21 protein-coding genes and 1 pseudogene are annotated in these 26,394 nt (G+C 63.3%); 6 read left to right on the top strand and 16 right to left on the bottom strand.

What is annotated here, in order from left to right; all coding sequences use genetic code 11:
* Together AC0L3D_RS19305 and AC0L3D_RS19300 are read right to left on the bottom strand one after the other, a co-directional pair.
* Positions 1–1,980 (bottom strand): transglutaminase family protein (locus tag AC0L3D_RS19305; protein WP_473645487.1); only part of this gene is annotated, 1,980 nt, incomplete at its 3' end.
* Positions 1,981–2,103: 123 nt separating this feature from the next.
* Entirely contained in the window at positions 2,104–3,309 is a 1,206-nt protein-coding gene (locus AC0L3D_RS19300) for an acyl-CoA dehydrogenase (RefSeq protein ID WP_473627531.1), read from the bottom strand.
* Between the two features lie 182 nt (positions 3,310–3,491).
* On the opposite strand from AC0L3D_RS19300, the gene AC0L3D_RS19295 reads away from it, so the two are divergent.
* Positions 3,492–4,388 (top strand): LysR family transcriptional regulator, encoded by an 897-nt coding sequence (locus tag AC0L3D_RS19295; protein ID WP_473645485.1) that lies wholly within the window; start codon positions 3,492–3,494, stop codon positions 4,386–4,388.
* Here AC0L3D_RS19295 and AC0L3D_RS19290 read toward each other — a convergent pair whose 3' ends face one another.
* The 8 genes from AC0L3D_RS19290 to AC0L3D_RS19255 all read right to left on the bottom strand — a co-directional run bounded on the left by AC0L3D_RS19290 (position 4,389) and on the right by AC0L3D_RS19255 (position 15,246).
* Complete coding sequence (locus tag AC0L3D_RS19290; protein WP_473645483.1) at positions 4,389–6,695, bottom strand: Tex family protein; 2,307 nt, start codon at positions 6,693–6,695, stop codon at positions 4,389–4,391.
* Between the two features lie 369 nt (positions 6,696–7,064).
* The gene (locus AC0L3D_RS19285) at positions 7,065–8,246 is read right to left on the bottom strand and encodes a serine hydrolase domain-containing protein (protein WP_473627526.1); all 1,182 of its coding nucleotides are present in this window, start codon (positions 8,244–8,246) and stop codon (positions 7,065–7,067) included.
* Positions 8,247–8,327: 81 nt separating this feature from the next.
* A complete protein-coding gene (locus AC0L3D_RS19280) occupies positions 8,328–9,524 on the bottom strand; it encodes a serine hydrolase domain-containing protein (protein ID WP_128173734.1) in 1,197 nt (398 codons plus the stop codon).
* Between the two features lie 67 nt (positions 9,525–9,591).
* Positions 9,592–10,626 carry an ABC transporter substrate-binding protein gene (locus AC0L3D_RS19275; protein ID WP_128173735.1) on the bottom strand — a complete coding sequence of 345 codons (1,035 nt, stop codon included), beginning with the start codon at positions 10,624–10,626 and terminating at the stop codon, positions 9,592–9,594.
* A 13-nt stretch (positions 10,627–10,639) separates the two neighbouring features.
* On the bottom strand, positions 10,640–11,446 hold the full coding sequence (locus AC0L3D_RS19270) for an ABC transporter permease (protein WP_128173736.1): 807 nt from the start codon (positions 11,444–11,446) through the stop codon (positions 10,640–10,642).
* On the bottom strand, positions 11,439–12,359 hold the full coding sequence (locus AC0L3D_RS19265) for an ABC transporter permease (protein ID WP_128173737.1): 921 nt from the start codon (positions 12,357–12,359) through the stop codon (positions 11,439–11,441). The genes AC0L3D_RS19270 and AC0L3D_RS19265 overlap by 8 nt, the downstream gene beginning before the upstream one ends.
* Complete coding sequence (locus AC0L3D_RS19260; RefSeq protein ID WP_128173738.1) at positions 12,359–13,453, bottom strand: ABC transporter ATP-binding protein; 1,095 nt, start codon at positions 13,451–13,453, stop codon at positions 12,359–12,361. Before AC0L3D_RS19260 ends, AC0L3D_RS19265 begins: the two co-directional genes overlap by 1 nt.
* A 125-nt stretch (positions 13,454–13,578) precedes the next feature.
* Positions 13,579–15,246 carry an amidohydrolase gene (locus AC0L3D_RS19255; protein ID WP_473645481.1) on the bottom strand — a complete coding sequence of 556 codons (1,668 nt, stop codon included), beginning with the start codon at positions 15,244–15,246 and terminating at the stop codon, positions 13,579–13,581.
* A 169-nt stretch (positions 15,247–15,415) separates the two neighbouring features.
* Here AC0L3D_RS19255 and AC0L3D_RS19250 point away from each other — a divergent pair, with 169 nt between their 5' ends.
* Complete coding sequence (locus tag AC0L3D_RS19250) at positions 15,416–16,447, top strand: histone deacetylase family protein (protein ID WP_473645479.1); 1,032 nt, start codon at positions 15,416–15,418, stop codon at positions 16,445–16,447.
* 155 nt (positions 16,448–16,602) lie between these two features.
* On the opposite strand, the pseudogene AC0L3D_RS19245 reads toward AC0L3D_RS19250, so the two are convergent.
* From AC0L3D_RS19245 to AC0L3D_RS19235, 3 genes and pseudogenes are all read right to left on the bottom strand, one after another.
* Positions 16,603–17,150: pseudogene (locus tag AC0L3D_RS19245) on the bottom strand (dihydrofolate reductase family protein).
* A 226-nt stretch (positions 17,151–17,376) separates the two neighbouring features.
* Positions 17,377–18,303, bottom strand: a complete 927-nt coding sequence (locus tag AC0L3D_RS19240; protein ID WP_473645478.1) for an SRPBCC family protein — start codon at positions 18,301–18,303, stop codon at positions 17,377–17,379.
* On the bottom strand, positions 18,300–18,644 hold the full coding sequence (locus AC0L3D_RS19235; RefSeq protein WP_473645493.1) for an ArsR/SmtB family transcription factor: 345 nt from the start codon (positions 18,642–18,644) through the stop codon (positions 18,300–18,302). Before AC0L3D_RS19235 ends, AC0L3D_RS19240 begins: the two co-directional genes overlap by 4 nt.
* Positions 18,645–19,053: 409 nt before the next feature.
* Here AC0L3D_RS19235 and AC0L3D_RS19230 point away from each other — a divergent pair, with 409 nt between their 5' ends.
* Positions 19,054–20,697, top strand: coding sequence for an MFS transporter (locus tag AC0L3D_RS19230; RefSeq protein WP_473645476.1), 1,644 nt, complete (start codon positions 19,054–19,056; stop codon positions 20,695–20,697).
* A gap of 68 nt (positions 20,698–20,765) precedes the next feature.
* On the opposite strand, the gene AC0L3D_RS19225 is transcribed toward AC0L3D_RS19230, so the two are convergent.
* On the bottom strand, positions 20,766–21,767 hold the full coding sequence (locus AC0L3D_RS19225) for an NADP-dependent oxidoreductase (RefSeq protein WP_128173744.1): 1,002 nt from the start codon (positions 21,765–21,767) through the stop codon (positions 20,766–20,768).
* Between the two features lie 124 nt (positions 21,768–21,891).
* On the opposite strand from AC0L3D_RS19225, the gene AC0L3D_RS19220 reads away from it, so the two are divergent.
* Together AC0L3D_RS19220 and AC0L3D_RS19215 are read left to right on the top strand one after the other, a co-directional pair.
* Positions 21,892–22,500 (top strand): TetR/AcrR family transcriptional regulator, encoded by a 609-nt coding sequence (locus AC0L3D_RS19220; protein WP_128168896.1) that lies wholly within the window; start codon positions 21,892–21,894, stop codon positions 22,498–22,500.
* Entirely contained in the window at positions 22,497–23,363 is an 867-nt protein-coding gene (locus AC0L3D_RS19215; RefSeq protein ID WP_128173745.1) for an alpha/beta fold hydrolase, read from the top strand. Before AC0L3D_RS19220 ends, AC0L3D_RS19215 begins: the two co-directional genes overlap by 4 nt.
* A gap of 193 nt (positions 23,364–23,556) precedes the next feature.
* On the opposite strand, the gene AC0L3D_RS19210 is transcribed toward AC0L3D_RS19215, so the two are convergent.
* Positions 23,557–24,978 (bottom strand): coiled-coil domain-containing protein, encoded by a 1,422-nt coding sequence (locus AC0L3D_RS19210; protein WP_128173746.1) that lies wholly within the window; start codon positions 24,976–24,978, stop codon positions 23,557–23,559.
* A gap of 373 nt (positions 24,979–25,351) precedes the next feature.
* On the opposite strand from AC0L3D_RS19210, the gene AC0L3D_RS19205 reads away from it, so the two are divergent.
* Positions 25,352–25,636, top strand: coding sequence for an SCP2 sterol-binding domain-containing protein (locus AC0L3D_RS19205; RefSeq protein ID WP_023798033.1), 285 nt, complete (start codon positions 25,352–25,354; stop codon positions 25,634–25,636).
* Positions 25,637–25,698: 62 nt separating this feature from the next.
* On the opposite strand, the gene AC0L3D_RS19200 is transcribed toward AC0L3D_RS19205, so the two are convergent.
* The gene (locus tag AC0L3D_RS19200; RefSeq protein ID WP_473645491.1) at positions 25,699–26,370 is read right to left on the bottom strand and encodes a GNAT family N-acetyltransferase; all 672 of its coding nucleotides are present in this window, start codon (positions 26,368–26,370) and stop codon (positions 25,699–25,701) included.
* Positions 26,371–26,394 lie beyond the last annotated feature (24 nt).

The raw sequence follows: 26,394 nt of genomic DNA, 5'->3' as shown, positions 1-26,394 counted from the left end.
GGGCTGGGGCGGGGGCGCGGCCGCCGCCACAAGTTCTATATCCGCCCCCCGCCCCGCGCCGGTCTTAATAAAACCCCCCCCCCCCCCGCCCGGCGGCCCCCCCCCCCGCGCCGCCCCCCCCCCGCCACCGATCTCGGTAATCTCCTGTTCGACACGGTCCTGCTGGCCGGTCGCTGCGGTGAAGGACGCCGCCTGCTGGCGGCGCGCCATTTCGTCAGCGCCTTCAAGTTCGGCCGGGGCAGCCTCCGGCAAAGAAGCGGCTTCAGGCAAAATAGCCTCGCGCGCCGGCAATGGTCCGCGCGGCAGCGAAGGATCGACCGGCACGATGTAGGGGAACTGCGCCGGCGGCACATGGGGAAGCGTGCCGAGCGGCAGGCGGTAGCCGACCGGTGAATCGCCCGGCACCAGGAACAGCCTGCCGCGCCGCGTCTTCCACTTCTCCGAACGCCAGCGCGGTCCCGACGCCTGGCTGTTCCAGCGCTGGACAGGCAGTACATAGCCCGACGGCTTGGTCAGGCCGCGTTCGAACACCCGCGCCATGCGGCTGCGCTCCTCGGGGTCGTCCAGCTTCGAATTGGACGGATCGACATTGTCCGGCAGCTTGCCTTCCTTGAGCAGCCACTCAGCCGGGTCCTCATAGGCTTCGCTGACCATTGACTTGTCGATGCCGAGTTCATCGGCAATCGCCGTCAGCAGGCTTTCAGCCTGCTTCGGCCCGACATCTGCTTCGCTGTTCTCCCGCGCGATCAGCGACGGGTCGCTCCACACCGGCTCGCCGTCGGCGCGCCAGTACAGCGAGAAGGTCCAGCGCGGCAGGCTTTCGCCCGGATACCACTTGCCCTGCCCGTAGTGCAGGAAGCCGCCCGGCGCGAAACGCTCACGCAGCCGGCGGATCAGCGCATCGGCCTTTTCGCGTTTTGTCGGGCCGACGGCGGCGGTGTTCCACTCCTCCGCCTCGAAATCATCGATCGACACGAAGGTCGGCTCGCCACCCATGGTCAGCCGCACGTCCCCGGCTTCGAGCGCGGCGTCGACCTGCCTGCCCAATGCGTCAAGCGCCTGCCAGCTTTCGTCGGAGAATGGCTTGGTGATGCGGGGGTGCTCGGCGATGCGGTCGACCCGCATGTCGAAGCCGAACTCGACATTGGCGAAGCTCGCCATGCCGGAAATAGGCGCGGCGTTGCGGAAATGCGGCGTGGCCGCCAGCGGCACATGGCTTTCGCCGGTGAGCAGGCCGGAGGTCGGGTCGAAGCCGATCCAGCCGGCCCCCGGCAGATAGACCTCGCACCAGGCATGAAGATCGGTGAAGTCGACGGCGGTGCCGGGCGGTCCGTCAAGCGCGACGAGGTCGGGCTTCAACTGGATCAGGTAGCCGGAAACGAAGCGCGCGGCGATGCCGAGGTTCCTCAGGATCTGTACCAGCAGCCAGCTCGTATCGCGGCACGAGCCTTTCTTGGCGGCCAGCGTTTCCTCCGGCGAAAAAACGCCGGTTTCCATGCGCACGATATAGGCGACCTCGCGCTGCAGGCGGGCATTGAGGTCGACGACGAAATTGACGGTATTGGTTGGGTGGCGATCGATGGTTTGCAGGAACGCCGACAGCAGCGGTCCAGCCGGTTCCGGCGTCCGGTAGATGGCGAGATCGTCGCTGATCTCTTCCGGGTATTCGAACGGCAAGGTCTCGGCCGCCGGCTCGACGAAAAAATCGAATGGGTTGTAGACCGTCATGTCGGCGACGAGGTCGACCTCGATCTTCAGTTCCGTCACCGGTTCCGGAAACACGAAGCGCGCCAGGAAATTGCCGTAGGGATCCTGCTGCAGATTGACGAAGTGGTTCGCCGGCCCGACCTTCAACGAATGGCTGAGCACCTTGGTGCGGGAATGCGGCGCCGGCTGCAGCCTGATGATCTGCGGGCCGAGGACGACCGGCCGGTCATATATGTAATGGGTCAGGTGGTAGACGGCTGCCAGAATTGCCATGGGACCCCGAAAGTCGGCGTTTCAAACGAACTCGCCGAACCCTGACACAAATGCTGGCCATTCTCCAAGCAGAGATGTTGCGGTGCAACTAATTTAAGCAGCGTTGCTGGCCTCGGGGCCGGCTTAGAAAAACGCCTGCAATTCGGTCTGCGCCCGTCCGAGGATCAGCGCATGCACGTCATGCGTGCCCTCATAGGTGTTGACCGTTTCCAGGTTCTGCGCATGGCGCATGACGTGGTAGCCGATCTGGATGCCGTTGCCGCCATGCATGTCGCGGGCCTGGCGGGCGATGTCGAGCGCCTTGCCGCAATTGTTGCGCTTGACGATCGAGATCATCTCGGGCGCCATCTTGCCCTCATCCATCAGCCGCCCGACCCGCAAGCTGCCCTGCAGCCCCAGCGCGATCTCGGTCTGCATATCGGCGAGCTTCTTCTGGAACAGCTGCGTGCCGGCCAGCGGCTTGCCGAACTGCTTGCGGTCGAGGCCATATTGGCGGGCCCGGTGCCAGCAATCTTCCGCCGCGCCCATCGCCCCCCAGGAAATGCCGTAGCGCGCCCGGTTGAGGCAGCCGAACGGCCCCTTCAGGCCCGACACGTCAGGCAGCAGCGCGTCCTCACCGACCTCGACGCATTCCATCACCACTTCGCCGGTGATCGACGCGCGGAGACTGAGTTTGCCGTCGATCTTTGGCGCCGACAGCCCCTTCATGCCTTTTTCCAGCACGAAGCCGCGAATCTCGCCGTCATGCGCGCCCCCACTCTTGTCGGACAACTTTGCCCAGACGACGAACACGTCGGCGATCGGCGCGTTCGATATCCACATTTTCGAGCCGGAGATCCTGTAGCCGTTCGCCGTCTTCTCGGCCCGCGTCTTCATGCCGCCAGGGTCGGAACCGGCATCCGGCTCGGTCAGCCCGAAGCAGCCGATCCATTCGCCTGACGCCAGCTTCGGCAGGTATTTTTTGCGCTGCGCCTCCGAGCCATAGGCATGGATCGGATACATCACCAGCGACGACTGCACGCTCATCATCGAGCGATAGCCAGAATCGATGCGCTCGACTTCGCGCGCCACCAGGCCATAGGTGACGTAGTTGGCGCCGAGCCCGCCATATTCTTCCGGAATGGTGATGCCGAGCAGACCCGCTTCGCCCATCTCGCGAAAGATCCCGGCATCGGTCTTTTCCTCGAGATAGGCTTCCTCGATCCTGGGGGCGAGCTTGTCGGCGGCGAATGCCGCTGCGCCATCGCGCACCATCCGCTCGTCTTCCGACAGCTGGTCCTCGATCAGGAAAGGATCATCCCAGACGAATGCGCTCTTGTCGGCGGCCATGGCCTCGGTCTCCCAACTCTTGCATGTCGCCCAAAAGCTTGCCCTCGGGCCTTACCCGAAGGTGTCCGGCGGTTTGGGATAACGACATGCACAAACAACATGAATTGGGCGGCTTATCGGCTTCCGGTTCGAAAAAATCAAACGAAATTGCTTCGCCAACCAATGAGCGTTAGTAATGAATCATGAACGTGCAGCGCCGCCTTTTGCCTGGTATCAGCGCCCTTGCCGCCTTCGAGGCGGTGGCCCGGCTGGGCAGCTTCACCGCCGCCGCAAGGGAGCTCGATCTGACCCAGGGCGCCGTCAGCCGCCAGATCAGACTTTTGGAGGACCAGTTCGGCCGCCAGCTGTTCGAACGCGACAGCCGCAATGTCAGGCTGTCGACGGCCGGTGAGATCTATGCCGAAGCCGTGCGCGCCGCCTTGGGTCAATTGCGCGACGCAGCGCTTGGATTGATGAGCAATCGGCATAGTGGCATCTTGAACCTTGCGATCCTGCCGACCTTCGGCACACGCTGGCTGATGCCGCTCATCCCGGATTTCGTCGAAAGCAACCCTGATATCACCATCAATTTCGTCACCCGCATCGGCCGTTTCGACTTCGCCCGCGAGAGGCTCGACGCCGCCATCCATTACGGCCTGCCCGACTGGCCCGGTGCCGACTCGACGCTGCTGGTGCGCGAGACAGTGGCGCCTGTTGTCTCGCCCGAATTTCTGGCCGGCCGCGCCATTGCCACGCCTGCCGATATCGGCCGCCCGCCACTGCTGCATATGGCGACGCGGCCCGGCGCATGGACCGAGTGGTTCGAGCATCAGGGATTGAGCGTACCGACCGGGCCCGGCATGCAGTTCGAGCAATTCGGCACCGCCGCCCAGGCCTGCATGGCCGGGCTCGGCGTGGCGCTGCTGCCGCAGGTCCTCATCTCAGGCGAATTGCAACGGGGCCAGTTGGTGCCGGCGCCGGGCCGGCCGATGCAGAGCCGCAGCGCCTATTACCTCGTCGTGCCGCATGACAAGCGCGGCCATCCGCCGGTCGCCAGTTTTCGCGACTGGCTGCTGCGCCATGTGCCGCCGGAGAAGTAGCTACTTACGCTTCAACGCATCGGCCAACGCGGCGCCGAACGCCCCTTGTTGCACCGGGCGCTCCGGCTGGCGCTGCGGCGCCGGCGCTCGGGGCGCCGGTCTGTTGCCATTGTCGCGCGGCTTCGGTGTACCGCCGTCACCTTCCCTGCGCATCGACAGGCCGATGCGCTTGCGCTTGATGTCGACCTCGACGACACGCACCTTGACCACGTCGCCGGCTTTCACCACCTCATGCGCATCCTTGACGAAACGGTCGGCCAGTTGCGACACGTGCACAAGTCCATCCTGGTGCACGCCGATATCGACGAAGGCGCCGAACGCGGCGACATTGGTGACGGTGCCTTCCAGCAGCATGCCTGGCTTCAAATCCTTGATGTCGTCGACGCCGTCGGCGAAGGTCGCGGTCTTGAAGCCGGGGCGCGGATCGCGGCCGGGCTTTTCCAGTTCCGCCAGGATATCGCGCACCGTCGGCAGGCCGAACCGCTCATCGACGAACACACGCGGATCGAGCGCCTTGAGAGCGGCACTGTCGCCCATCAGCGAGCGGAGGTCGCGTCCGCAGGCCGCAACGATTTTTTTCGCCACGCCATAGGCTTCCGGATGCACGGCCGAGGCATCGAGCGGTTCGGTGCCGTTGGCAATGCGCAGGAAGCCGGCGCATTGCTCGAAGGCCCGGGGTCCAAGGCGCGAGACCTTCAACAGGTCACGTCGGCTGGCGAAGGGACCCGCCGCGTCACGGTGCGCAATGATCGCCTCGGCCAGCGATGCGCCAAGACCCGAAACCCGCGCCAAAAGCGGCGCCGAGGCGGTGTTGAGGTCGACGCCGACGGCATTGACCGCGTCCTCGACCACCGCTTCCAGCGAGCGGCCGAGCCGGTACTGGTCGACGTCGTGCTGGTATTGGCCGACGCCGATCGACTTCGGCTCGATCTTGACCAGTTCGGCCAGCGGATCCTGCAGCCGCCGCGCGATCGACACCGCGCCGCGCAGTGACACGTCGAGGCCGGGGAATTCCGCCGCTGCTGTTGCCGAGGCGGAATAGACCGAGGCGCCCGCCTCGCTGACGATCACCTTGAGCGGCTTCGGCCCGGACTCGGCAGGCATGTCGGCCAGCATGTCTGCGACCAGCCTTTCCGTCTCGCGGCTGCCGGTGCCGTTGCCGATGGAAATCAACTCGACCTTGTTTAGGCGGATGAGTTTTGCCAGTTCGGCCTGCGTGCCGCGCACGTCATTCCTTGGCGGAAACGGATAGACCGTCGTCGTCGCCAGCAGCTTGCCGGTGCCGTCCACCACCGCCACCTTGACGCCGGTGCGGATGCCGGGGTCGAGCCCCATCGTGGCGCGCGAGCCGGCCGGGGCAGCGAGCAGCAAGTCCTTCAGATTGCGGGCGAAGACATGGATCGCCTCCTCCTCGGCCCGCTCGCGCAGATCCCGCATCAAATCGAGCGTCAGATGCAGCGACAGCTTTACGCGCCAGGTCCAGCCCGCCACCTCCATCAGCCAGCGGTCGCCCGGCAACTGGCGGCCAATGGCGTAGGCATCGGCGATCATCCGCTCGACCGGCTTCACCGGCGACGCGTCGTCGGCATCGACTTCGATATCAAGCGACAGCACCTCTTCGTTGCGGCCGCGCAGCATCGCCAGGGCGCGATGGCTCGGCACATTGGCCCAGCGCTCGACATGCTCGAAATAGTCGGAGAATTTCGCGCCGGCTTCCTGCTTGCCGTCGACGACGCGCGACCGCATGAAGGCGCGTTCCTTCATGTAGCTCCGCAGCCTGCCGACCAGATCGGCATTCTCGGTGAACTGCTCGGATAGGATGTCGCGCGCGCCCTCGAGCGCCGCCTTGGCGTCGGCCACCTCTTCAGTGATGTAGGCCAGCGCCAGTTCGCTGGGCGCCGCCGCGCGGTCGGCAAGGATGGCCTCGGCCAGCGGTCCCAGCCCACGCTCGCGCGCGATCTCGGCCTTGGTCCGGCGCTTCGGCTTGTAGGGCAGATAGATGTCTTCGAGTTCCGCCTTGGTGACGGCCGCCGCGATCTTGGTTTCAAGCTCTTCGGTCAGCTTGCCCTGCTCGCGGATGGAACCGAGAATGGTGTCGCGGCGCGCATCGAGCTCGCGCAGATAGGCTAGGCGCTCGGCCAGCAGGCGCAGCTGCGTGTCGTCCAGACCGCCGGTGACCTCCTTGCGGTAGCGCGCCACGAACGGCACTGTCGCGCCTTCGTCCAGCAGTCCGATCGCCGCCGCGGCCTGTTCGGGCCGGGCCGCGATCTCGGCTGCGATGATTGTTGCGATGCGCTCGGATGCCATGTCGTTCCTGCTGTCCTGTCGAAAAGAGCGGCGACCATAGGCGCAGAGCGTCGCTCCGCCAACCGCGGCGTTTTCAACCGCCGGATAGTTCCACAGGAAAGTACGTGGAAATTCGCATGGCAGAATGCGCCCACGCCTGGATTTGCCCGTGCCCTTCAGACGTGCGCGCTGCCCCTCATTGCCCTGCCGGGCATTTCTCCCCGTATAGTGACGGGGAGAAAGACGCCTTCGCAATGGGTTTCGCCAACGACCAGCGTTGCAAAAAATAGCGCCGCGGTGCGGCCAGCCCCCTTCTCCCCGTCACTATACGGGGAGAAGGTGCCGGCAGCGGGGCAGCGCTGACATTGCCAGTCGGATACGATTGCCCTGCTAGACCATCCGGCTCAGCGCATCGAAGAAGGTGACCATATCGATACTGAGCGGCTCGTCGACCGGCTCAGGCTGCGACGACATCTTGGCGATAACCACCTCCGCCTTGGGATTGACGTAGAGCCACTGGCCGTGGATGCCGATACCGCAAAAAGCGCCGCTGGCCGCGCCGGTCTGGTACCATTTGTTGCGGTAGCGGCCTTGCGGGAAGCGGAACGCCATCGCGCCACGCTGCCAGGCGTCCGTGTCTCCGCCTGTGCTGACAGTGTCGCGCACCCAGGCTTCCGGCACGATGCGGCGGCCATGGGCGATGCCGCCCTGCCGCATCATCTCGCCGACCCGGGCCAGATCGCGCGGCGTCACCGAAATGCCGCCGGCCGTGCGCGCAGTGCCGGCCATGTCGACTGTCACCGAGGCTTCGGTCATTGCACCAAGCGGCAGCCACAATTTCTCGTGCATCAACTCGGCGAAGCGCTGGCCGGACGCGCGTTCGAGCAGGATGCCGAGCAGGTCGGAATTGGGCGAGCGGTAGCGGAACGTCCGGCCATGCGGCTCGTCAAGGCGCTGCAGCGTCAGCATGAAGTCGGCCAGGCTTTCCATGCCGCCGCCCGGATTCCACAGCGTCGCGCGGCGATAGCGGGCAAAGGCGCTTTCCGGATCGAGATAGGCTTCTTCGAAGTCGAGGCTGACGCTCATGTCGAGCACATGCCGCACGCTGGCATCGCCATAGGCCGAGCCGGCAGCTTCCGGCAGATAGCGGGTCACCGGCGCCTGCGGATCGAAAACTCCCTCGCCTTCCAATATGCCGGCCAGAATGGCGGTCAGCGACTTGCTGATCGAGAAGATGATGTGGCGCGCGCCGAACTCCATATGCGGTGCGAACCAGTCGCCGACGAATTTGCCGGCTTTCGTGATCGTCAGCGCGTCGGTGTCGGAGCGCGCGAGAAAGGCCGCAACAGTCTCGGCACCGCCGGTCAGCGCGACCTTTTCGTCAAGCAGCCCGTCAAGATCTTGTGCCGGCGCCTCACTGCCGCTTGACGCTGCAGCGACACGTGCGCTCGGCACCAACTCGCCGACATTCTGGAACGACCACCGGCTGAGCGGGCTTTCGCGCCAGTTGCCGAGCAGCACCTTGTTGCGGGCAAAGCCATGTCTGGTCTCGAACGCGGTCTTACCGGTCATGGCTTTTCCTTCCGGTTTTTAGGAACTTAGAGACTGTTTCGAAATCAGATGGCCGCCAGAGTAGAGTTTCCAAACCGTCACTTAGCCAAGCGCGGCGGCGATCACGTGGACGGCTTTCATCGTCGCCACCGAAAAGGCGATGCTGGTGAAATCGGGGTAGCTCGAAAGCTTCACCACGACCATTCTCCTGTTCCAGTCGATATGGATCAGCTGCCCGAACACCCCCCGGCACATCAGCGCGCGCGAACGCGGGTCCTCGATCCAGAACTGGTTGCGGTAGCTGCCTTGCGGCAGGCTGGGATTGAAGTCCGGTCCGTGCCTGCCGGTGCGCGTCGCCTCGATCCAGTCGGCCGGCACGACACCGCCGCCATGGTCGAGGATCAGCTGGCCGAAACGGCCATAGTCGCGCAGCGTGGCGTTGAAGCCGCCATCGGCGATGGCGTAGCCGGCGCTGTCGACGGTGAAGCAGGCGCTTTCATCCGCGCCGAGCTTTTGCCAGAGTTCTTCCGAAACCAGTTGCGCCAGCCGCTTGCCGGTCACCCGTTCCATGATGAAGGCGAGCACGTCGGTCTCTATCGAACGATACTCGAACGCAGCGCCATGCGGCCGGCTTGTCTTCTTGAGCCGCAGGATCAATTCGAACATATGCGATGGCCACTCGAAGGCCGGGTCGCTGTCCGGCGGCACCGGCTTCCAGCTGCTGGCGACATCGACCTGGCCGATATCGGAATAGCGGTCGGTGTATTCCTCCGAAAAACGCACGCCGGTCGTCATATCGAGCACATGCTGCACGCTGGCGCCGGCCCAGCCGGTAGCTTCCAGCTCCGGCAGATAGGTCGTCACCGGCATGGCGGGATCGATCAGGCCGCGCCCGGCGAGTATGCCGAACACCGAGCCCGTGACCGACTTGGCCATCGACTGCGACAAATGCAGCGTGCGCTCGGTCATGCCGTTGCAATAGCGCTCATAGGCGATCTTGCCATCCTTGAGCACGAGGAACCCATCCGTATAGGTTTCGTCCAGCAGCCCGGCCAGCGTCGAAGGCTGCCCCGTGCTGCCGCCCACCGGCAGCGCGTCGAGATCGACCTCGGTCCGCTCGAAGCGGCGGCGATGGCCATTGCCGCGCCAGACTTCGACGGTCGGCAGAATTTCGCGGATGTGCTGGAATGCCCACCGATTCCAGGGTCCCCTGTCCCAGTCGAGCTTCGGCGGCACCATCTTGGGCGGTGAGCCCTGCATGATCGGCGGCGCCGGTTCACTATTGCGGTAGGAAGTCATGAGATGCGTCCCGGCAATATGAAAACGGACCCGGCGGCGCCCGCCGCCGGGTCCGTCAACGATGCGATCACTTCTGCAGTTCGGTCCAGATCCTGGTGTAGAGTGCCTGCACGTCGGGCGCGCAGGTCAGCATGAACGTGCCCTTGTCGGCGAACTCGGCGGGGATGTTGACCTCCGGCGCCGTTTTCATGTCCTCAGGCATGAAGGCTTCCGATCCTTTGATGCCGTTGGCGTAGCGCGCGAAAGACGAGATCATCGCGGCGTTCTCGGGAGCCATGACGAAGTTCTGGAACAGCTTGGCGTTCTCGACGTTCTTGGCGTCCTTCAGCACCGCGAGATTGTCCATGAAGATTGGATAGCCCTCCTTCGGATAGCCAAAGACGATATCTTTGTTCTGCAGGCGGGAGCGAAACGACGCGCCGTTCCAGTCGACGCTGGCGGCGAAGTCGCCCTTGGCGAACTTCTCGACCGTGCCGTAGTCCATGGAAATCCATTTCGGCTTTGCCGCCACCAGCACATCGCGCACCTTCTTCAGCACCTCCTTGTCGCCGGTGCACGGCTCGCCGCCGACATATCTGATGGCGAGATGCATGACGTCGGCCATTTCGGGAACGACGTTGATCTTGCCGACCAGTTCCGGCGGCGGATCCAGGAAGATGGCCGAGGTGTTGGGATCGCCCTTGTAGACTGCGGTGTTGACCGTGACGCCAGTCGTGCCCCACTGCCACGGCACGGTGTATTTGCGGCCCGGATCGAAGGGAACATCGACCCATTTCGGATCCATGTTCTTGAAGTTCTCCATCTTGTCCGGCTCTGTCTCCAGGAGCAGCCCTTCCTGGATCCAGATCGGCACGAAGCTCGCCGAGGGCACCACGACATCGAAGCCGCTGCCGCCCTGCCTGATCTTGGCCAGCGCGGTGTCGTTGGAATCGTAGTCGGTGACTGTCACCTTGACCTTGTATGTCTCCTCGAATTTCTTGACGAGCTCGGGGCTGGTGTAGTTGCCCCAATTGTAGATGTTGAGTTCGCCGTCGGCGCGGGCGAGACCCGCCGAGGCGAACAGCGCGGCGCTGAGCGCCGTCGCAGTCAGTTTCCACTTCATCGTATCTCTCCTGTCACTCGTGATCCTTTTTCCTGCTGATGAAAAAGAAGACGGTGACGATCAAGATCGAGATCAGCAGGAACACCGTCGAAATTGCGTTGATTTCCGGCGTGATAAAGCGCCGGAACTGGCCGAGCATGTAGGTCGGCAACGTGTCCTGGCCGCCGGACTTGACGAACTCGGTGATGACGACGTCATCCAGCGAGATGACGAAGGCCAGCATCAACCCGGCAAGGATGCCTGGCCACAGCAGCGGAAAGGTGACGCGCCTAAATGCCTTCCAGGGTGTCGCGTAGAGGTCGGCCGCCGCGGTCTCCAGCGACAGGTCCATGCTCTCGAGCCGCGCCCGGATCGGCAGATAGGCAAAGGGAATGCAAAAAGCGGTATGCGCCGCCATCAGGTAGCCCAGCCCCGAATAGCCGGTCCAGATCTTGATGCGCGAGAAGAAGATCAGCAGCGCCACCGCAGTGACGATCTCCGGCACCATCAGCGGCTGGTTGATGAAGGCGTATTTGAAGCCGAGGCCGGGATAGGGTTTGGTTCGGGTCGTGGCGAGTGCAGCCATGGTGGCGACGATGGTGGCGACAGTCGCGGCGACCAAAGCGATTTGCAGCGACCGGATGGCGGCATCGACGACCTGGTTGTTGTTCCAGGCCTGGTAGAACCAGCGCAGCGACACGCCTTCCCAGATCGCGATCGAATTGCCGGCGTTAAAGGCATAGACGACAAGCGTGACGATCGGCAGGTACAGCGCGAAGAAGCAGATCATGGCGATGGTGGTGAAGCCGGTCTGCCGGCGGATGTCGAAGCGGCTAGCCATGCGCACCACCCCGGCGCCCGACGGAGCGGACATACAACAGCATCGCGACCATCACGATCGCCATCAGCGACAGCGACAGCGCCGAGCCGAGCGGCCAGTTACGGCCTTGCCCGAACTGCAGCTCGATCAGATTGCCGAGCATCATATTCTTCGACCCGCCGAGCACGCGCGGGGTGACATAGGCGCCCAGCGCCGGGATGAAGACCAGGATCGAGCCGGCGATGATGCCGGGCTTGACCAGCGGGATGATGACGCGCCTCAGCACCTGGAAACGGTTGGCATAGAGGTCGTAACCCGCCTCGACCAGCCGGAAGTCGATCTTTTCCATGCTGGCATAGAGCGGCAGCACCATCAGCGGCAGATAGACATAGGTCATGCCGACCATCAGCGCGAAATCGGTGAACATCATCTGGATCGGCTGGCTGATGATGCCGAGCTTGACCAGCACCGTGTTGACGAGGCCCTCATTGCGGATCACCTCCTGGATGGCGAAGGTGCGGATCAAGAGATTGGTCCAGAACGGGATGGTGATCAGGAACAGCCAGATGTCGCGCTGGCGCGGCGGCCGTGTGGCGATGAAATAGGCGGTCGGGAAGCCAAACAGCAGCGTCAGGATCGTTGTCAAAAACGACAGCTTGGCCGAGCGCCAGAAGATCGACAGATGCGCGTCGGCGAAGGCCAGCGTATCGTCGAAGATGTCACGCTGCATCAGCACCGACAGCCAGCCGTCGGTCGAGAATTTCCACACCACGTCGCCATACGGCCCAGGCGTCAGGAAGGAATAGATCACGACGATCAGCAGCGGGCCGGTCGCGGCGAGAAAGATGATGATCAGTGCCGGCGCCGACAGCAGCCAGCGATCGCGGATCTCTCGCCGCTCGGCTTCCTCCGCGACTTGTTCTGCGCTCGCCATCAGTCCCTCAGCACTTGCGCGGCGTCGTTGCCGATCGAAATGCCGACCTTGTCGCCCCGCTCGAAACCGCAGCCGGCGCTGCGCGAGTTCTGCTGGCGCACGGTGAAGCTCTCGCTGCTGTCCAGGCGAACATGGATGTGCGTGTCGGTGCCGAAATAGACGATGTTTTCGACCGTGCCCGACAGGTCGCCCTTGCCGCTGGTCAGCTTGGCATGTTCGGGCCTGACCACCACGGTGGCATTGTCCTTCGGCAGGAACCCCTCAGCCACGGTCGCGTCGATCGTCGCGCCGGATTTGAGCGTTGCGCGTGCCTTGCCGTTGCCCATGCCAGATATGGCCGCCGTCAGGAAATTGGTTTCGCCGATGAAGTCGGCGACGAAGCGCTCCGCCGGCTTGTCGTAGATGTCCCAGGGCGTGCCGACCTGCAGGATCTTGCCCGACGACATCACCGCGATGCGGTCCGACATGGTCAGCGCTTCTTCCTGGTCGTGGGTGACGAAGATGAAGGTGATGCCGGTCTCGTGCTGCAGCCGCTTCAGCTCGATCTGCATCTCCTTGCGCAGCTTGAAGTCGAGCGCCGACAGCGGCTCGTCGAGCAGCAGCACTTTTGGCTGCGGCGCGAGAGCGCGCGCCAGCGCCACGCGCTGCTGCTGGCCGCCGGAAATCTGGCTGGTGCGGCGGTTGCTCAGCGCCTCCATCTTGACCAGCTTCAGCATCTCGGCGACCCGCGCCCTGACTTCGGCCTTGGGCTTGCCGAGCATTTCGAGGCCGAAGCCGATGTTCTCGGCCACCGTCATATGCGGGAACAGCGCATAGTTCTGGAACACGGTATTGACCGGCCGCTTGAACGGCGGCAGCGGCGCTATGTCCTGGCCGTGCAGCAAGATCTCGCCGGCGCTCGGGAAGTCGAAGCCGGCGATCAGCCGCAGCAGCGTCGTCTTCCCGCAGCCGGACGGGCCAAGCAGCGTAAAAAACTCATTTTCGCGGATCGACACCGAAACCGTGTCGAGGGCGGCGACCTGTGACTCCCCGCTACCGAAGACCTTGCGGACGCCACGAACTTCAATTGCACTTTTACCCGGTTGTTCCGGCACGATTACCCCATTCTTGTGTCCGCTCTTCTGGCGGATCCAGTTCCCACTCGATTGTCAGCACACGGCGCATGGCTTGGCAAGCACACATCTGAATGTCGATCCAGAACGCAATTCCCGTGCCACCGTCAGGCCTGGTAGGTGATCTTGCCGCCGCAGATCGTCGTCACCGGCCGCACCGTATGCAGCGCTTCCGGCGCGGTCGCCTCGATGTCGGCTGAGAGCACCACGAGATCGGCCATAAAGCCTGCCTTGAGGCGGCCCTTGCGGTGCTCCATGAACTCGGCATAGGCGCCTTCCACCGTGTAGCCCGCTAGTGATTCATGCAGCGAAAAGCTCTGGTCGGGATCGCCCTCTGCCCAAGGTTTGCGCAGCACCGCCGCCTGAATGCCCAGGATCGGATCGATCGGCGACACCGGCCAGTCGGAAGCGAAGACGACATGCGCGCCCGCCTGCTTCAGCGTCCGCCAGGCATAGCTCAGCGGCCATCTTTCGCGGCCGATGCGCGAAAGCGTCGGCTCCAGCGGGAAGTCCATGGCGCCGGGCGGGTGCGGCGGCTGCATCGAGGCGATGACGGCAAGCTCTGCGAAGCGCGGTATGTCGGCGGCAGTGACCACCTCGATATGCTCGACCCGGTGCCGGCTGTCGCGCCTGCCGTTCTTCCGCCGCGCCGCCTCATAACCATCGAGGACCGCACGCACCGCGCCGTCGCCGATCGAATGCACGGCGACCTGCAGCCCGCGCCGGTCGGCCTCCACCGCCACCTCGGCGAGATGCTCCGGCGTAAACAGCGGCTCACCGCGCCAGCCCGGCCGGTCGGCATAGTCGTCGACCATCACCGCGGTCCAGCCTTCCAGCACGCCGTCGTAAAACATCTTGACCATGCCGGACGACAGCCATTCGCCCGCGTATCGCTCAGCCATATCAGAGGCTTTGTCGAGCATGTCGAGCGTCATGAAGTTCTTGTAGTGGAACGGCACCTGCAGCCGGCACAGCAAGTCGCCCTCGGCCTCGATCTCGGACAGGAGTTCGAGCTGGTGCAAATTGCCGTCCATGTTCTGGATCGAGGTGATGCCGTGCCTGGCGCACCATTCCAGCCCGCGGCGCATGATCGCCCGGTCGGAGGCCTGCTCCGCCGGCGTCGGCTTCGGGTCCGGCTCGCCGCCGGTGGCCAGGCCGAGCCGCACACGCTCCTCGCCGGCCAGCGCGATCAGCGGCCCAAAGGCCTCGCCCTCGCGCAATTCGCCACCGGCCAACCCGTCGTCGCCCATGACGATCTCGTTGCCGGGACCAAGCCGCTTGCCTCCAAGCAGGCCGGCCAATTCCAGTGCCTTGGTGTTCGCCCACATTGTGTGGTGGTCGGGCGCCGCCATGACGAAGGGCCTATCCGGAAGGATGCGGTCGAGGTGATGGCGGCTGACCCGTTCCGTCGCCGACAGGATGGTATAGTCGGCGCCTTGCGCCTGCAGGACGGATAGATCCGGCCGCTTTGCGGCATAGTTGCGCACAGCATCGCAAAGCGCATCGAAACCGTGGACGCCCATCAGTTGGAGATGATCGAGTTCGGCCGCGCCGCCGAAAAGATGCATATGCGCTTCGATGAAGCCGGGAACGACGGAGCCGCGCTCGGCGTCTATGACGCGCGTGCCGGATCCCTTGTGCTCCAGCACGGTCGCGCGATCTGCGATCGCAATGATTTCGCCGCCCTTGATCGCTATGGCTTCGGCGCGGGGAGTATCGGGATCCATCGTCAATATGCTGGCGTTCTCGACGATCAGATCGGCCGATGGCGGCATAATTTTCTCCCGTTTGAGCTAAGGCTAGCAGAGTATTGGCGTCTGGCAAGCCGCCGCTGCCGCTCGCAACAACGATCCGGGAAAGCCTCTTGGCGGGGCTGAAACTCTCTGCCACAAAGCAATTCGTCAATGACGGATACGCAACCCGAAGAGCGAGCCGGCCGCCAAAATGAAGACTGTTTTTTCCCCTCTTCACGCCGGTCATGCCGGCAATTTCGAGCTCATTTCGGGCGCCATCGTACCGGCCTTCGAGAAGCCCTCGCGCGCCGAGTTCATCAAGGCGAGGGTTGAGAGCGAAAATCTCGGCCCGATCCTGCCATCCGAGACCCACGACCTCGCTGCCGCCAAGCAGGTGCATACCAGCGACTACATCGATTTCCTGCCGACCGTATGGCCGCTCTGGGAAGCGTCGGGCCGGACCGGCTCGGCCCTCCCCTTCACCTGGCCGACGCGCGGCCTGCGCGGCGATGTGCGCCCCCAAACCATCGATGCGCTGCTTGGCTTTTACTCCTTCGACGGCGGCGCCAGCTTCGTCAAAGGCACCTGGGAGGCGATCAAGTCGTCCTACGACGTGGCGCTGACCGCAGCCGCTCTAGTCAAGGGCGGCGAGATATCAGCCTTCGCGCTCTGCCGCCCGCCTGGCCATCATGCCGGTGCTGCGTTCATGGGCGGCTATTGCTACATCAACAACGCCGCGGTTGCCGCGCAATGGTTCCGCGACCAGGGCGCCAGGCGCGTCTCGATCCTCGATGTCGATTACCATCACGGCAACGGCACGCAGGAGATCTTCTACAGCCGCGGCGACGTGCAGGTGCTGAACCTGCATGGCGACCCGATGACCGAATATCCGTTTTTCCTCGGCCATGCCGACGAGCGCGGCGCCGGGCCCGGCGAAGGCTTCAATGTCAACTACCCCATGCCGTTCGGCACCGCATGGGATGCCTGGAATGCTTCGCTGGAGGACGCCTGCGCAAAACTTGCGGCTTACGCTCCCGAGGTCGTAGTCGTCTCGCTCGGCGTCGACACGTTCGAGAAGGACCCGATCAGCAGGTTCAAGCTGAAAAGCGCCGACTATCCCAAGATTGGCCGCCGCATCGCCCAGCTCGGCCTGCCGACGCTGTTCGTCATGGAAGGCGGCTACGCCGTCGAGGAAATCGGCATCAACGCCGTCGGCGTGCTGACCGGATTCGAGGATCGGTAATGCATGCGCCCAAAGGGCTGCCCAGGCGTTAGACCCGAGAGAGCGCAGCGGTGATGGCAGCTACGCCACTTGGCCGCCGATCGTCTGGAGCGCGCCACTTCCCCGGGCCCTCCCAATTCGACAAGCCTGGTTGACGGGAAACAGCGGATCGATCGTCATTGTCTGCTCTCCGGCGCGTAATGGAGGATGACAACACCTGACTTGAGCGTCCTCGTCTCGAGATGCTTCAGGCGTATCCGGTTCGCGCCGCCCTTGAAGAGCGGCGTGCCTCTCCCCAGAATAACGGGGTTGATCCCGAGGTGATACTCGTCGATCAGGCCGTGCTCCATCAGGGTCGCCGTGAGGTCGGCGCTGCCGAACACGAAGATGTCTCCGCCGTCCCTGGTCTTCAGCTTGGAGACTTCTTCCGCGACATTGCTGTTGAAGAGCTTCGTGTTGTTCCAGTCGGCGCTTTTCAGCGTGCGCGAGAAGACCACCTTCTCGATCTTGTTCATGAAATCGCGATCCAGCCTTGCTCGGACGGCCAATAGGCTGCCATGAGCTCGTAGGTCACGCGGCCGAAGATCAGCGTGTCGGCCTTTTCCTGGGTCTCACGAATGTAGTTCTCGAGTTCTTCTTCAAAGACGAACCAGCTGATGTCCCTGTCCGGACCTTCGAAGAAGCCGTCGACACTCACCATGTCCCATATGATCAGCTTTCTCATAGAACCCTCCTCTTCGTGTATCCCTTTGTGAATTCTCGGCCTATCCCGTGAAGCGGAAGCGCATGTTGGTGATCTGCCCCGCTTCCCGAGCCCTCGGTCTTCTCCAGCCTGACCGGCTCCATGCCGTTCTGGCTGAAGCGGCGGATGCCGTCGCCGATGAGGTCTGGCGCGACATGGAGACCTCGTCGGCAAGCCCTGATTCGGGCCGACGGGAAGTCGCAGCATTTCAGCGGGATGCGACGAAGCGTTCCAGTTTGCCGAGAGTTTGCAGTCCCAGTTCCACGGCACCGAAGCCCTTCGCCTCCTGGAACTCGGCAGCCGTGCTGAATACCATGCCCAGCGTTACCTTCGTTGCCCCGTCCTGATCCTCGAACGAGGCCCAGGCGTCGGCATGTTTCGGCCCGTTCTCGCCCCAATGCAGCGTATAGCCGATCCTCTCCTCGGGCCGGACCTCGTTATAGAGATGGTGGTTCGGGAAAACCGTGCCGTCAGACGCGATCATGTCGAATACCCACTCGCCGCCCGCTCGCAAGTCGATCCTCTTCGTTCGACAGGAGAAGCCTTCCGGCCCCCACCATTGCGGCAGCGTTTCACGGTTCATCCACGCGCCCCAGACGTTGGACCGCGGCGCCTGAATCACCCGCTGCAGCACCATGGTTCGTTCGGCCGCGCCCGCGAGGTTGTCCAGGCCGGCACCGAAGCCCGCCCGGTAGCCTGCTTCCATGTCCTGCGCCAGTGAGCAAAGTTGCACCGTCACGACCAGCCGGCTGCGCTCGTGCGTGCCTGAGAGATCTGCCGTCACCAGCGCTGCTGATTGCGTCACGCCTTCGCACGAGACCACCTCGTAGTTCACGCTGCACACCGCCGGCTGCAACGCCAGCCAGCCGCACTCGCAGTAGATGTCCGGACGGCCCTCTGCCTTGCAGAGCGAGACCTCGCGTCCACCCACCCTGGTGTCGGCCTCCAAAAACTCCACGGTGACCGAGGGCGATGGCGCAGCCCAGATCGCCCGCGCGGCTGGGGCCGTCCAAGCCTCCCACAGCACGGCCAATGGCGCGGCCACGTCCCGTTCGAAGGTCAGCGTCGCAAAACGGCCCTTCCTATCATCGGGCACCGCACGGGTCGCACTGTTTGTAGCGAGGTTCTGTGTCATTCTGCGCGCTCCTTCTTCATCGCATTCATCACAAATGCGTCCAACCGGTCGAGCCGAGCTTCCCAGATGGCCCGCTGTTCATCGAGCCATGTTCGCGCTGGATCCAGAGCCTCGGGTACGATGGCGCAGGTGCGTATCCGCCCGTCCTTGGACGTGGTGATCAACCCTGCCTCCTCCAGCACGGAAAGGTGCCGCATCACCGTGGGCAGCCGCAGTCCCGTGGGCCCAGCCAGATCCGTTACCCGCGCAGGTGTTTCGGCGAGCCGGGTCAGGATCGACCGGCGGGTCGGATCAGCGAGCGCGTGGAAGAGCAGCGAGAGATCAGGATCATGCTTAGCCATATCGCTAACTATCGCCCAATTTGCCGGTGGCGCAAGCGAAAACTTCGTCAAGTCGCTAAGTATTTTTTGCGCAACGCGCCGAGTTGTTGGAGCAGGCGGATTCTGTTGCTGGCTTGCTGGAGAAAGTCGTTCCCAGCGATGCTCGCACAGGCCGATGCCTGCAGTCGAAGACAAAATCCTGAAGCCGCCAGTCCGCTTCCCGGACGGAAGGTCGGACACCTCACCGAAGCGCTTCACGCGGCCTGCAAGAATGGCCGCGGACCTGCTCCCGCCACCGCTATCTTGTTGTTGGACCATGATCTTATTTGAAAAGGCGTTCGCCCTTTGCGAGGTCATGCTCTACTTCTAGGGGACGGCATGAGGGCACCGATTCTGGAAGAACGCAGCATTTGAAGTCGGGGAAGCATCGATGATCGACGACGAGCCGGACAGCGAACGCGTCTCGGCGCTGGCGCCGTTCCGACACGGCATTTTCCGCGCCGTATGGTCCGCCAGTCTGGTTTCGAATTTCGGTGGCTTGATCCAGGGCGTCGGCGCCGCCTGGATGATGACCACGATCGCCACCTCGTCCTATCAGGTTGCGCTGGTCCAGGCTTCGACCACCTTGCCGATCATGCTGTTTGCGCTCGTTGCCGGGGCCATCGCCGACAGCTTCAACCGGCGCAAGGTCATGCTGATTGCCCAGATCTTCATGCTGGTCGTCTCGGTTCTGCTGACCGTGTTCACCTATCTTGGCTTGATGACGCCGTGGACGCTGCTCGCCTTCGCCTTCCTGATCAACAGCGGCACGGCGCTTTACAACCCGTCATGGCAAGCTTCTGTCGGCGACATGGTGCCGCGCGCCAAGCTGCCGGCTGCCGTTGCGCTCAATTCGTTGGGCTTCAACCTGACGCGCAGCGTCGGCCCGGCGATCGGCGGCATCATCGTTGCCGCCGCAGGTGCCGCAGCGGCCTTTGCCGCTAACGCATTGAGCTATGTCGGGCTGATCATCGTGCTGGCCCGCTGGAAGCCGGAATTGCCGGCCTCGACACTGCCGCGCGAGACGCTGGGCGCGGCGATGGGTGCTGGCCTGCGCTACGTCGCCATGTCGCCCAATATCGGCAAGGTGCTGGTAAGGGGTGCGGCTTTCGGCTTCAGCGCCGGCGCGGTCCTGGCGCTGCTGCCGCTGGTGGCGCGCAATGTCGTCAAGGGCGATGCCTTGACCTACGGCATCATGCTCGGTGCTTTCGGCATCGGCGCCGTCGGCGGCGCGCTGATCAGCGTCAGGCTGAGGCAGATTCTGTCAAGCGAGACGATGGTGCGCATGGCATTCGCCGGCTTTGCGCTCTGCGCCTTCAATGCCGCCGTCAGCGATCAGGCCTGGCAAACGTCGCTCGGGCTGCTCATCGGCGGCGCCTGCTGGGTGGTCGCGCTGGCGCATTTCAACGTCACGGTGCAGATGTCGACGCCGCGCTGGGTGGTCGGCCGGGTGCTCTCGGTCTATCAGACGGCGACCTTCGGCGGCATCGCCCTCGGCAGCTGGATCTGGGGTGTTGTCGCTGATGCGCAAGGCGCCGAATTCGCTCTGACCGCGGCCGCCGTCGCGATGCTGGCGGGCGGCGCGATCGGCCTCTTGCTGCCTTTGCCGCAGCAGGCGGTGCTCAACCTCGATCCGCTGAACCGTTTCAAGGAGCCGCATCTTGCACTCGACCTGAAACTGCGCAGCGGGCCGATCGCCATCATGATCGAGTACATCATCCGCGAGGAGGACGTGCCGGAATTCCTGGCCACCATGGCCGAACGCGGCCGCATCCGCCGCCGTGACGGCGCCCGCAACTGGACGCTGGCGCGCGATCTCGAAAATCCCGCAATATGGATCGAGCACTATCACACGCCGACATGGCTCGAATACATCCGTCACAACAAGCGGGCCACCCATGCCGACGCCGTTGTCGGCGAGCGCCTGCGGGCGCTGCACAGCGGCGACGAGCCGCCGCGCGTCCGCCGCATGATCGAGCGTCCGACAACCGCCGGCACCGCGATCGTCATGCCGAAAGGACCAATCGAGCATTAGGTTGGCGGAAGCCCTGTCGGAGGAAGCACGCGCAAGCTCATTCGCTTGTGCCGCGTTGCGCCGAGAAGCTATTTGACCTTGATGATGACCTTGCCCTTGGCCCGGCCCTGTTCAATGTATGCCAATGCCTCGTTGGTCTGCTCAAGCGGAAAGACGCGATCTATAACCGGGCGGACGACGCCCGTTTCGATGAGCGACGTGATTTTTGTCAACTGCCCGCCATTGGCCGCCATGAACAGGAACGAATATCGGACATCTGCGCGTTTTGCCCGTCTCCTGATGCCTGCGCTCAGAACGCGCATGACCAGGTTCAGCACCCAGCTCAGCCCCTTCTCCCTGGCAAACCCAGGATCGGGCGGACCGGAGATCGAAACGGCTACGCCACCTGGCTTCAACACACGCAGGGACTTTTCGAGGGTCTTGTTGTCCTGGCTGTTCAGGACGACATCGTAGCCCGAAAGCACTTTCTCGAAGTCATCCTTCTTGTAGTCGACAATGACATCGGCGCCCAGCTTCCTGACCATATCCGTGTTCGACGCGCTTGTTGTCGTGGCGACCGTTGCGCCGAGGTGCTTTGCCAATTGGATGGCGAATGTCCCCACTCCGCCGGAGCCGGCCTGAATAAAGACCTTCTGTCCTTTCTTCAGCTTCGCCCTTTCAACCAGCGCCTGCCAGGCGGTCAGCCCCACCAGGGGAATGGACGCAGCCTCTTCCATGCTGAGGTTTTTTGGCTTCAGGGCCACGTCCGCATCATTAATGGCGATGTACTCGGCGAACGCTCCGATCCGACCGTCGCGCGCTCGCGCATAGACCTCGTCGCCCGGTTTGAACTGTCGGACTTTCGCGCCGACGCGAATGACCGTTCCGGCCACGTCATGGCCTGCAACGAAAGGCCGGCCGTAGGGCAGGATCAGCTTGAACTCTCCGTCCCTGATCTTGGAGTCCAGCAGATTGACGCTGGCGGCATGGATCTGCACCAGCACGTCATTCTCCCCTGCTTCCGGCTCTGGAACCTCTCCAAGCCGTAGGGGAGCTTTCTTTGCATATCGATCGACGATGAAGGCCTTCATTGCAGCTTTCCTAAATTGAGGAGACCTGGAGCCAGGTCGCCATCTCCGATGCGTTGCCCTATTGCATTATGGTCACTTAATGATAATATGACCGTAATGCAATAGCTGATCGAAGGAGAAAGACATGCGCTACGAGAAAGGCCGGAGGGAAGCATCGCGGCAGCGGATCATGGATGTGGCGACCGAACGGTTTCGCTCCGACGGCATCGCTGCATCAGGTCTCGCCGGCATCATGGGTGAGGCGGGACTGACCAATGGAGCTTTCTATCCCCATTTTCCGTCCAAGGCGGCGCTTGTGCGTGAGAGTGTGGCAGCCGCGCTGGAGGCCCAGACGGCCCAGATACAGGAGCTATTGGCCGCCGGCGGCACGTCATTGGCCATCGACACGTATCTGTCGGCGGAACACCGAGACAATCCAGGCAAAGGTTGCGCTTCAGCCGCGCTGCTGCCCGAAATTGCGCGTGAGCCGATCGAGACGCGCCAAGTTTACGCCGAGCACCTGCTCAAGCTCGTACGCCAGGTGGCGGCCGAGCTGACGCCCGACGCCCGCGATCCCGAGGCTGTCGCGTTCGGCGTCTTCGCGACCCTGATCGGCACACTTGAGCTGTCCCGCGCGGTGAACGGAACCGAACTGTCCGATCGCATTCTTGAGGCTGGCGCGGTGGCGGCGAAGGCGCTGCTCCAGCCCAGCGGCAGCGACAGCGACAAGCCAGAAGGAAGAAAACCATCATGAACGTGCATCATCTGTCGCGACCTGCCGCGATCGTCAAACACAGGGACGTGCCGACGAAAACGGTCGACGTCGGCGGTACGAAATTCGCCTACCGGGAACTCGGGCCCACAACCGGGGTACCGGTGATTTTTCTTACCCATCTGAGTGCGGTTCTCGACAATTGGGATCCCCGGGTCGTCGATGGTATTGCCGCAAAACGACGCGTTGTCACCTTCGATAACCGTGGTGTTGGCGCATCAGGCGGCTCCACTCCCAGCACGGTGGAGGCGATGGCCCGCGACGCGATCGCCTTCATCCGGGCCCTCGGTTTCGAGAAGGTTGACCTGCTCGGCCTATCTCTTGGCGGCTTCATCGCCCAGGCGATTGTTCAGCTGGAGCCCAATCTGGTTCGCAAGATTATCCTCGCGGGAACCGGCCCAGCCGGGGGTACCGGCATCGACAGGGTGACGTTCGTCACCTTCTTCGACATGATCCGCGCCGCGCTGACCATCAAGGACCCAAAGAACTACCTCTTCTTCACCCAAAGCCCCAACGGCAAGAAGGCGGCGCGCGAGTTTCTGCAGCGCTTGAACGAACGGACCAATGACCGCGACAAGCCCATCGCCCTCGGCGCTTTCAGCCAGCAGCTCAAGGCAGTGCGTGCCTTTGGCCTCGAGCGCCCTGCCGACCTATCGCGTGTCCGGCACCCGGTCCTCGTGGTGAATGGCGATCACGACAGAATGGTGCCCACCAGCAATTCCGTCGACCTGGCACGGCGCTTGCCCAATGCCGAGCTGGTCCTGTACGAGGACGGCGGGCATACGGCCATTTTCCAGTATCACGGCGCCTTCGTGGAGAAGGCCCTGGACTTCCTCGATGCCTAATCAGGCGGTGCCGGTGTGGCCAGTTGGTGAGCAAATGACGCTTCGATCCATGCGCTAACCTGACGGGCAACACCGTACACTAGATCGGGGAAGGCCTGAGGAAGGAAGCGCACGCAAGCTAATTCGCCGAATCTGCGTTGCTTCGACAACGGACCTTCAGTCTGTTCCCGTAAAGCCAAGTGACACCCGTGCGTCAGGATGCGGCGCGCAGGCTCGTACGGACGCGCCGCCTGCTTGTGGCGCGGGACTTCTCCGCCACGACACCGGTGATCTCGACCACGCCGTTCTCATGCGGTTTGGCGTTTGTGACCTTGTGGAGACGCTCATAGGGCAACAGTTCCTTGACCCGGGCGTCGAGCACAGCGACTTCGGCTCGCAGGTCCTCGCATTCCTGCCTCTGGACATCGAGCTGTATCTGTTCGGATGCCTGCTGCAGGGAAAGCTGCGAAAAATTCGCGCTCACGGTCGAGAGGTGCATCTTGTCGTTTTCGTTCTCCTTTCTGAGAACCGACAACCTTTCCTCCGCAATTTGCTTTTCGGCGACAGCGTCGCTCCATTGAGCCTTGAGATTGGCGATCTCGCTCGCGGCTTGATTGTTCTCGTTCGAGGCGACTTCAAATCGTGATTGGAGGTTGCGAATTTCGGAACGCAGGCCGCCGATCTCAGCGAAACTACGCGCACGTTCGGCTTCCCTGTCACCTTCCATGATACGGGCCGCTTCCGTCATTTCCGACAGCTTCGCTTGCGCGATATCGAGCGATTTCTGCAGCCGCGTCTCCTCTTGTTCGCTCTTGCCGAGCGCAGACAGCAGTTCCGAAAGTCGCGCCGCGTCACTGGCATGAATCGTCGAGAGCTCGTCCAGCCGGTGCCGCGCCTCAGCTTCCCGCTTCAGCGCCTTGTCGAAGTCGATCGACAGGCTGACATGCTTTTCCCGCAATATCTCGTTCTCGCGCGCGCATCGGTTGGCCTCGGCCGTTCTGGCCGAAAGCGTTTTGACGAGGTCGCCGAACTCCGCTTCGCGTTCTGCGCTCGCATTGCCTGCCACGACGAGTTCCAGCTTTGCTGCAGCCAGCGCACTGCGAAGTGCCTCCTTGTCCTCGGCCAGGCTTATCTCGCGCTGCTGCAGGGCCTCGACGACGCTTTCACGCTCGCGCTGCTTTCTGGTCGCATCGTGGAACTGCTCCGATAGCACTCTTTGCTGCGTGGTCAGGCTGACATTTGCCAGTTCCAGTTCGTTGGCGCGAAGAATGTCCCCGTGAAGCAGCTTCAGGAATTCGCCTGTCAGGTGATGCGAGGTCGCGATCTCCGACAGTTTCGTGTTGATCTCCTCCAGATACTCGCGCGCATCGTCAAACAGCCCCTCAACGGCATCTAGCGCAGCCAGGCGGGTTTGTGTGTGGGAGGTCAGCCGCCGTGCGATCTCGGGAGCGTCGGCATCGTCCTCGGGCTGAGAGTTGTCATTCCTTGCCGCGAGGTTCTCATCCGGAACGTTGTCCAACGGCGATTGGTCGTCCAGGTTGAGACACTCATCGAACGCATCCGCCAAATCGGCTTCGAGTTCCTTGAATGCCCTGTCCACCGTCTCGGCACGCTTGATCAGACTTCTGATTTTCATGACTGAACATCCCCTACTGTAACGCCATCTGGGGTCTTGATCCTCGCCTCCCGGATACGGGTTCATCCCCTTCCCCCTGATCGCGCGGTGGCGCATGAGGCGAGCCCACGCTAGGGACAGGCCTGGCCACTGTCCTCGTCTGTTTGAATGATGCAGACCTTGTAACTGCCAGTGTGGACAGCGCAGCTTCACTGCGGCGATAAAACCCATCATCATATCGGGAACCGCGTTGACGTAAACGTCAACCCGAAGCTATATGCGCCGGCGACCTTGATCGCGAAATGCGCAAGACGGCGACTTCGGGCCGGATCAAAGTGCCCCAGACCGAAGTGCAATGGGGTGCGACAAACGCAACGAGACGAGGAGAACGGCCATGGGCGTTCAGGAAATTGCCGACAAGATCAGCGCGCGCGTGGCGAGTGCCGGGTTCGATCGTTCCGTCAAATTCGATACCGGAGGCGACGGCGTCATCGTCATCGACGGCGCTGCTGTATCGACCACCGACGCGCCGGCCGACTGCACGATAAAGCTTTCGCTCGACGATCTGGAATCGCTGATATCAGGCGATCTCAACCCGACCATGGCGTTCATGTCCGGCAAGATAAAGGTCGAAGGCGACATGAGCGTCGCCATGGCGCTGAGCCAGTTGATCGGCTGACCCATTCCAATCCTGGATGGAAACAAGCCGCCGCCCGATGGCAGCGGCTTGTTTCCGATCCGTCAGGCAGCGAGCGACAGCCGCTGTGCCTTCAGCTTGCGCCCGGCCGCCTCCAGCGTGCCCTGCGCGCCGGCGAGCACGCCTTCCACCAGCTCCAGCGCCAGCAGGCGGTGCAGCTCATAAGGTCCCGGCATGGCCAGCGAGCCGGTTTTATCGGCCAAGAACCCGAAGCGCTGGTAATAGGGCGCATCGCCGACCAGCAGGATCGCCGCATGGCCGAGGCGCGCGGCTTCAGCGATTGCATGGCGCATCAGCGCCGAGCCGATGCCGGCATTCTTGATTGTGGGATCGACGGCGAGCGGGCCAAGCAGAAGGGCGGACCTACCGCCCTCGCCCAGCACGACATCCCAGAGCCGCACGGTGCCGGTGACAGCGCCCGACGCATCGCGTGCGACAAAGGCAAGGCCTTCCGAAGGCCGGCGGCCGCGCCGCAGCTTTTCCGACGATTTTCTCCGGCGCTTCGACCCCATGGCGCGATCGAGCAAGGCCTCGCGCGCCGGGACGTCGGCAGCGGTTTCGGCGGTGATGACGAAAGCGCCAGCAATCTCCCCCCTAGAGGGCGAGATGTCGCCGAAGCCGACAGAGGAGGGCGCCGCGCGTGAAGCGCCGGCGCCACGCAGTCCAAGAGAGGTCGCGACAGCTGAGGCGACCCCCTCTGGCCGCTTTGCGGCCATCTCCCCCTCAAGGGGGGAGATTTG

This window comes from Mesorhizobium sp. WSM4837 (assembly GCF_055811435.1).
The sequence above is the reverse complement of the archived record's forward strand: the minus strand, read 5'-3'. Positions and strand labels throughout refer to the sequence as shown.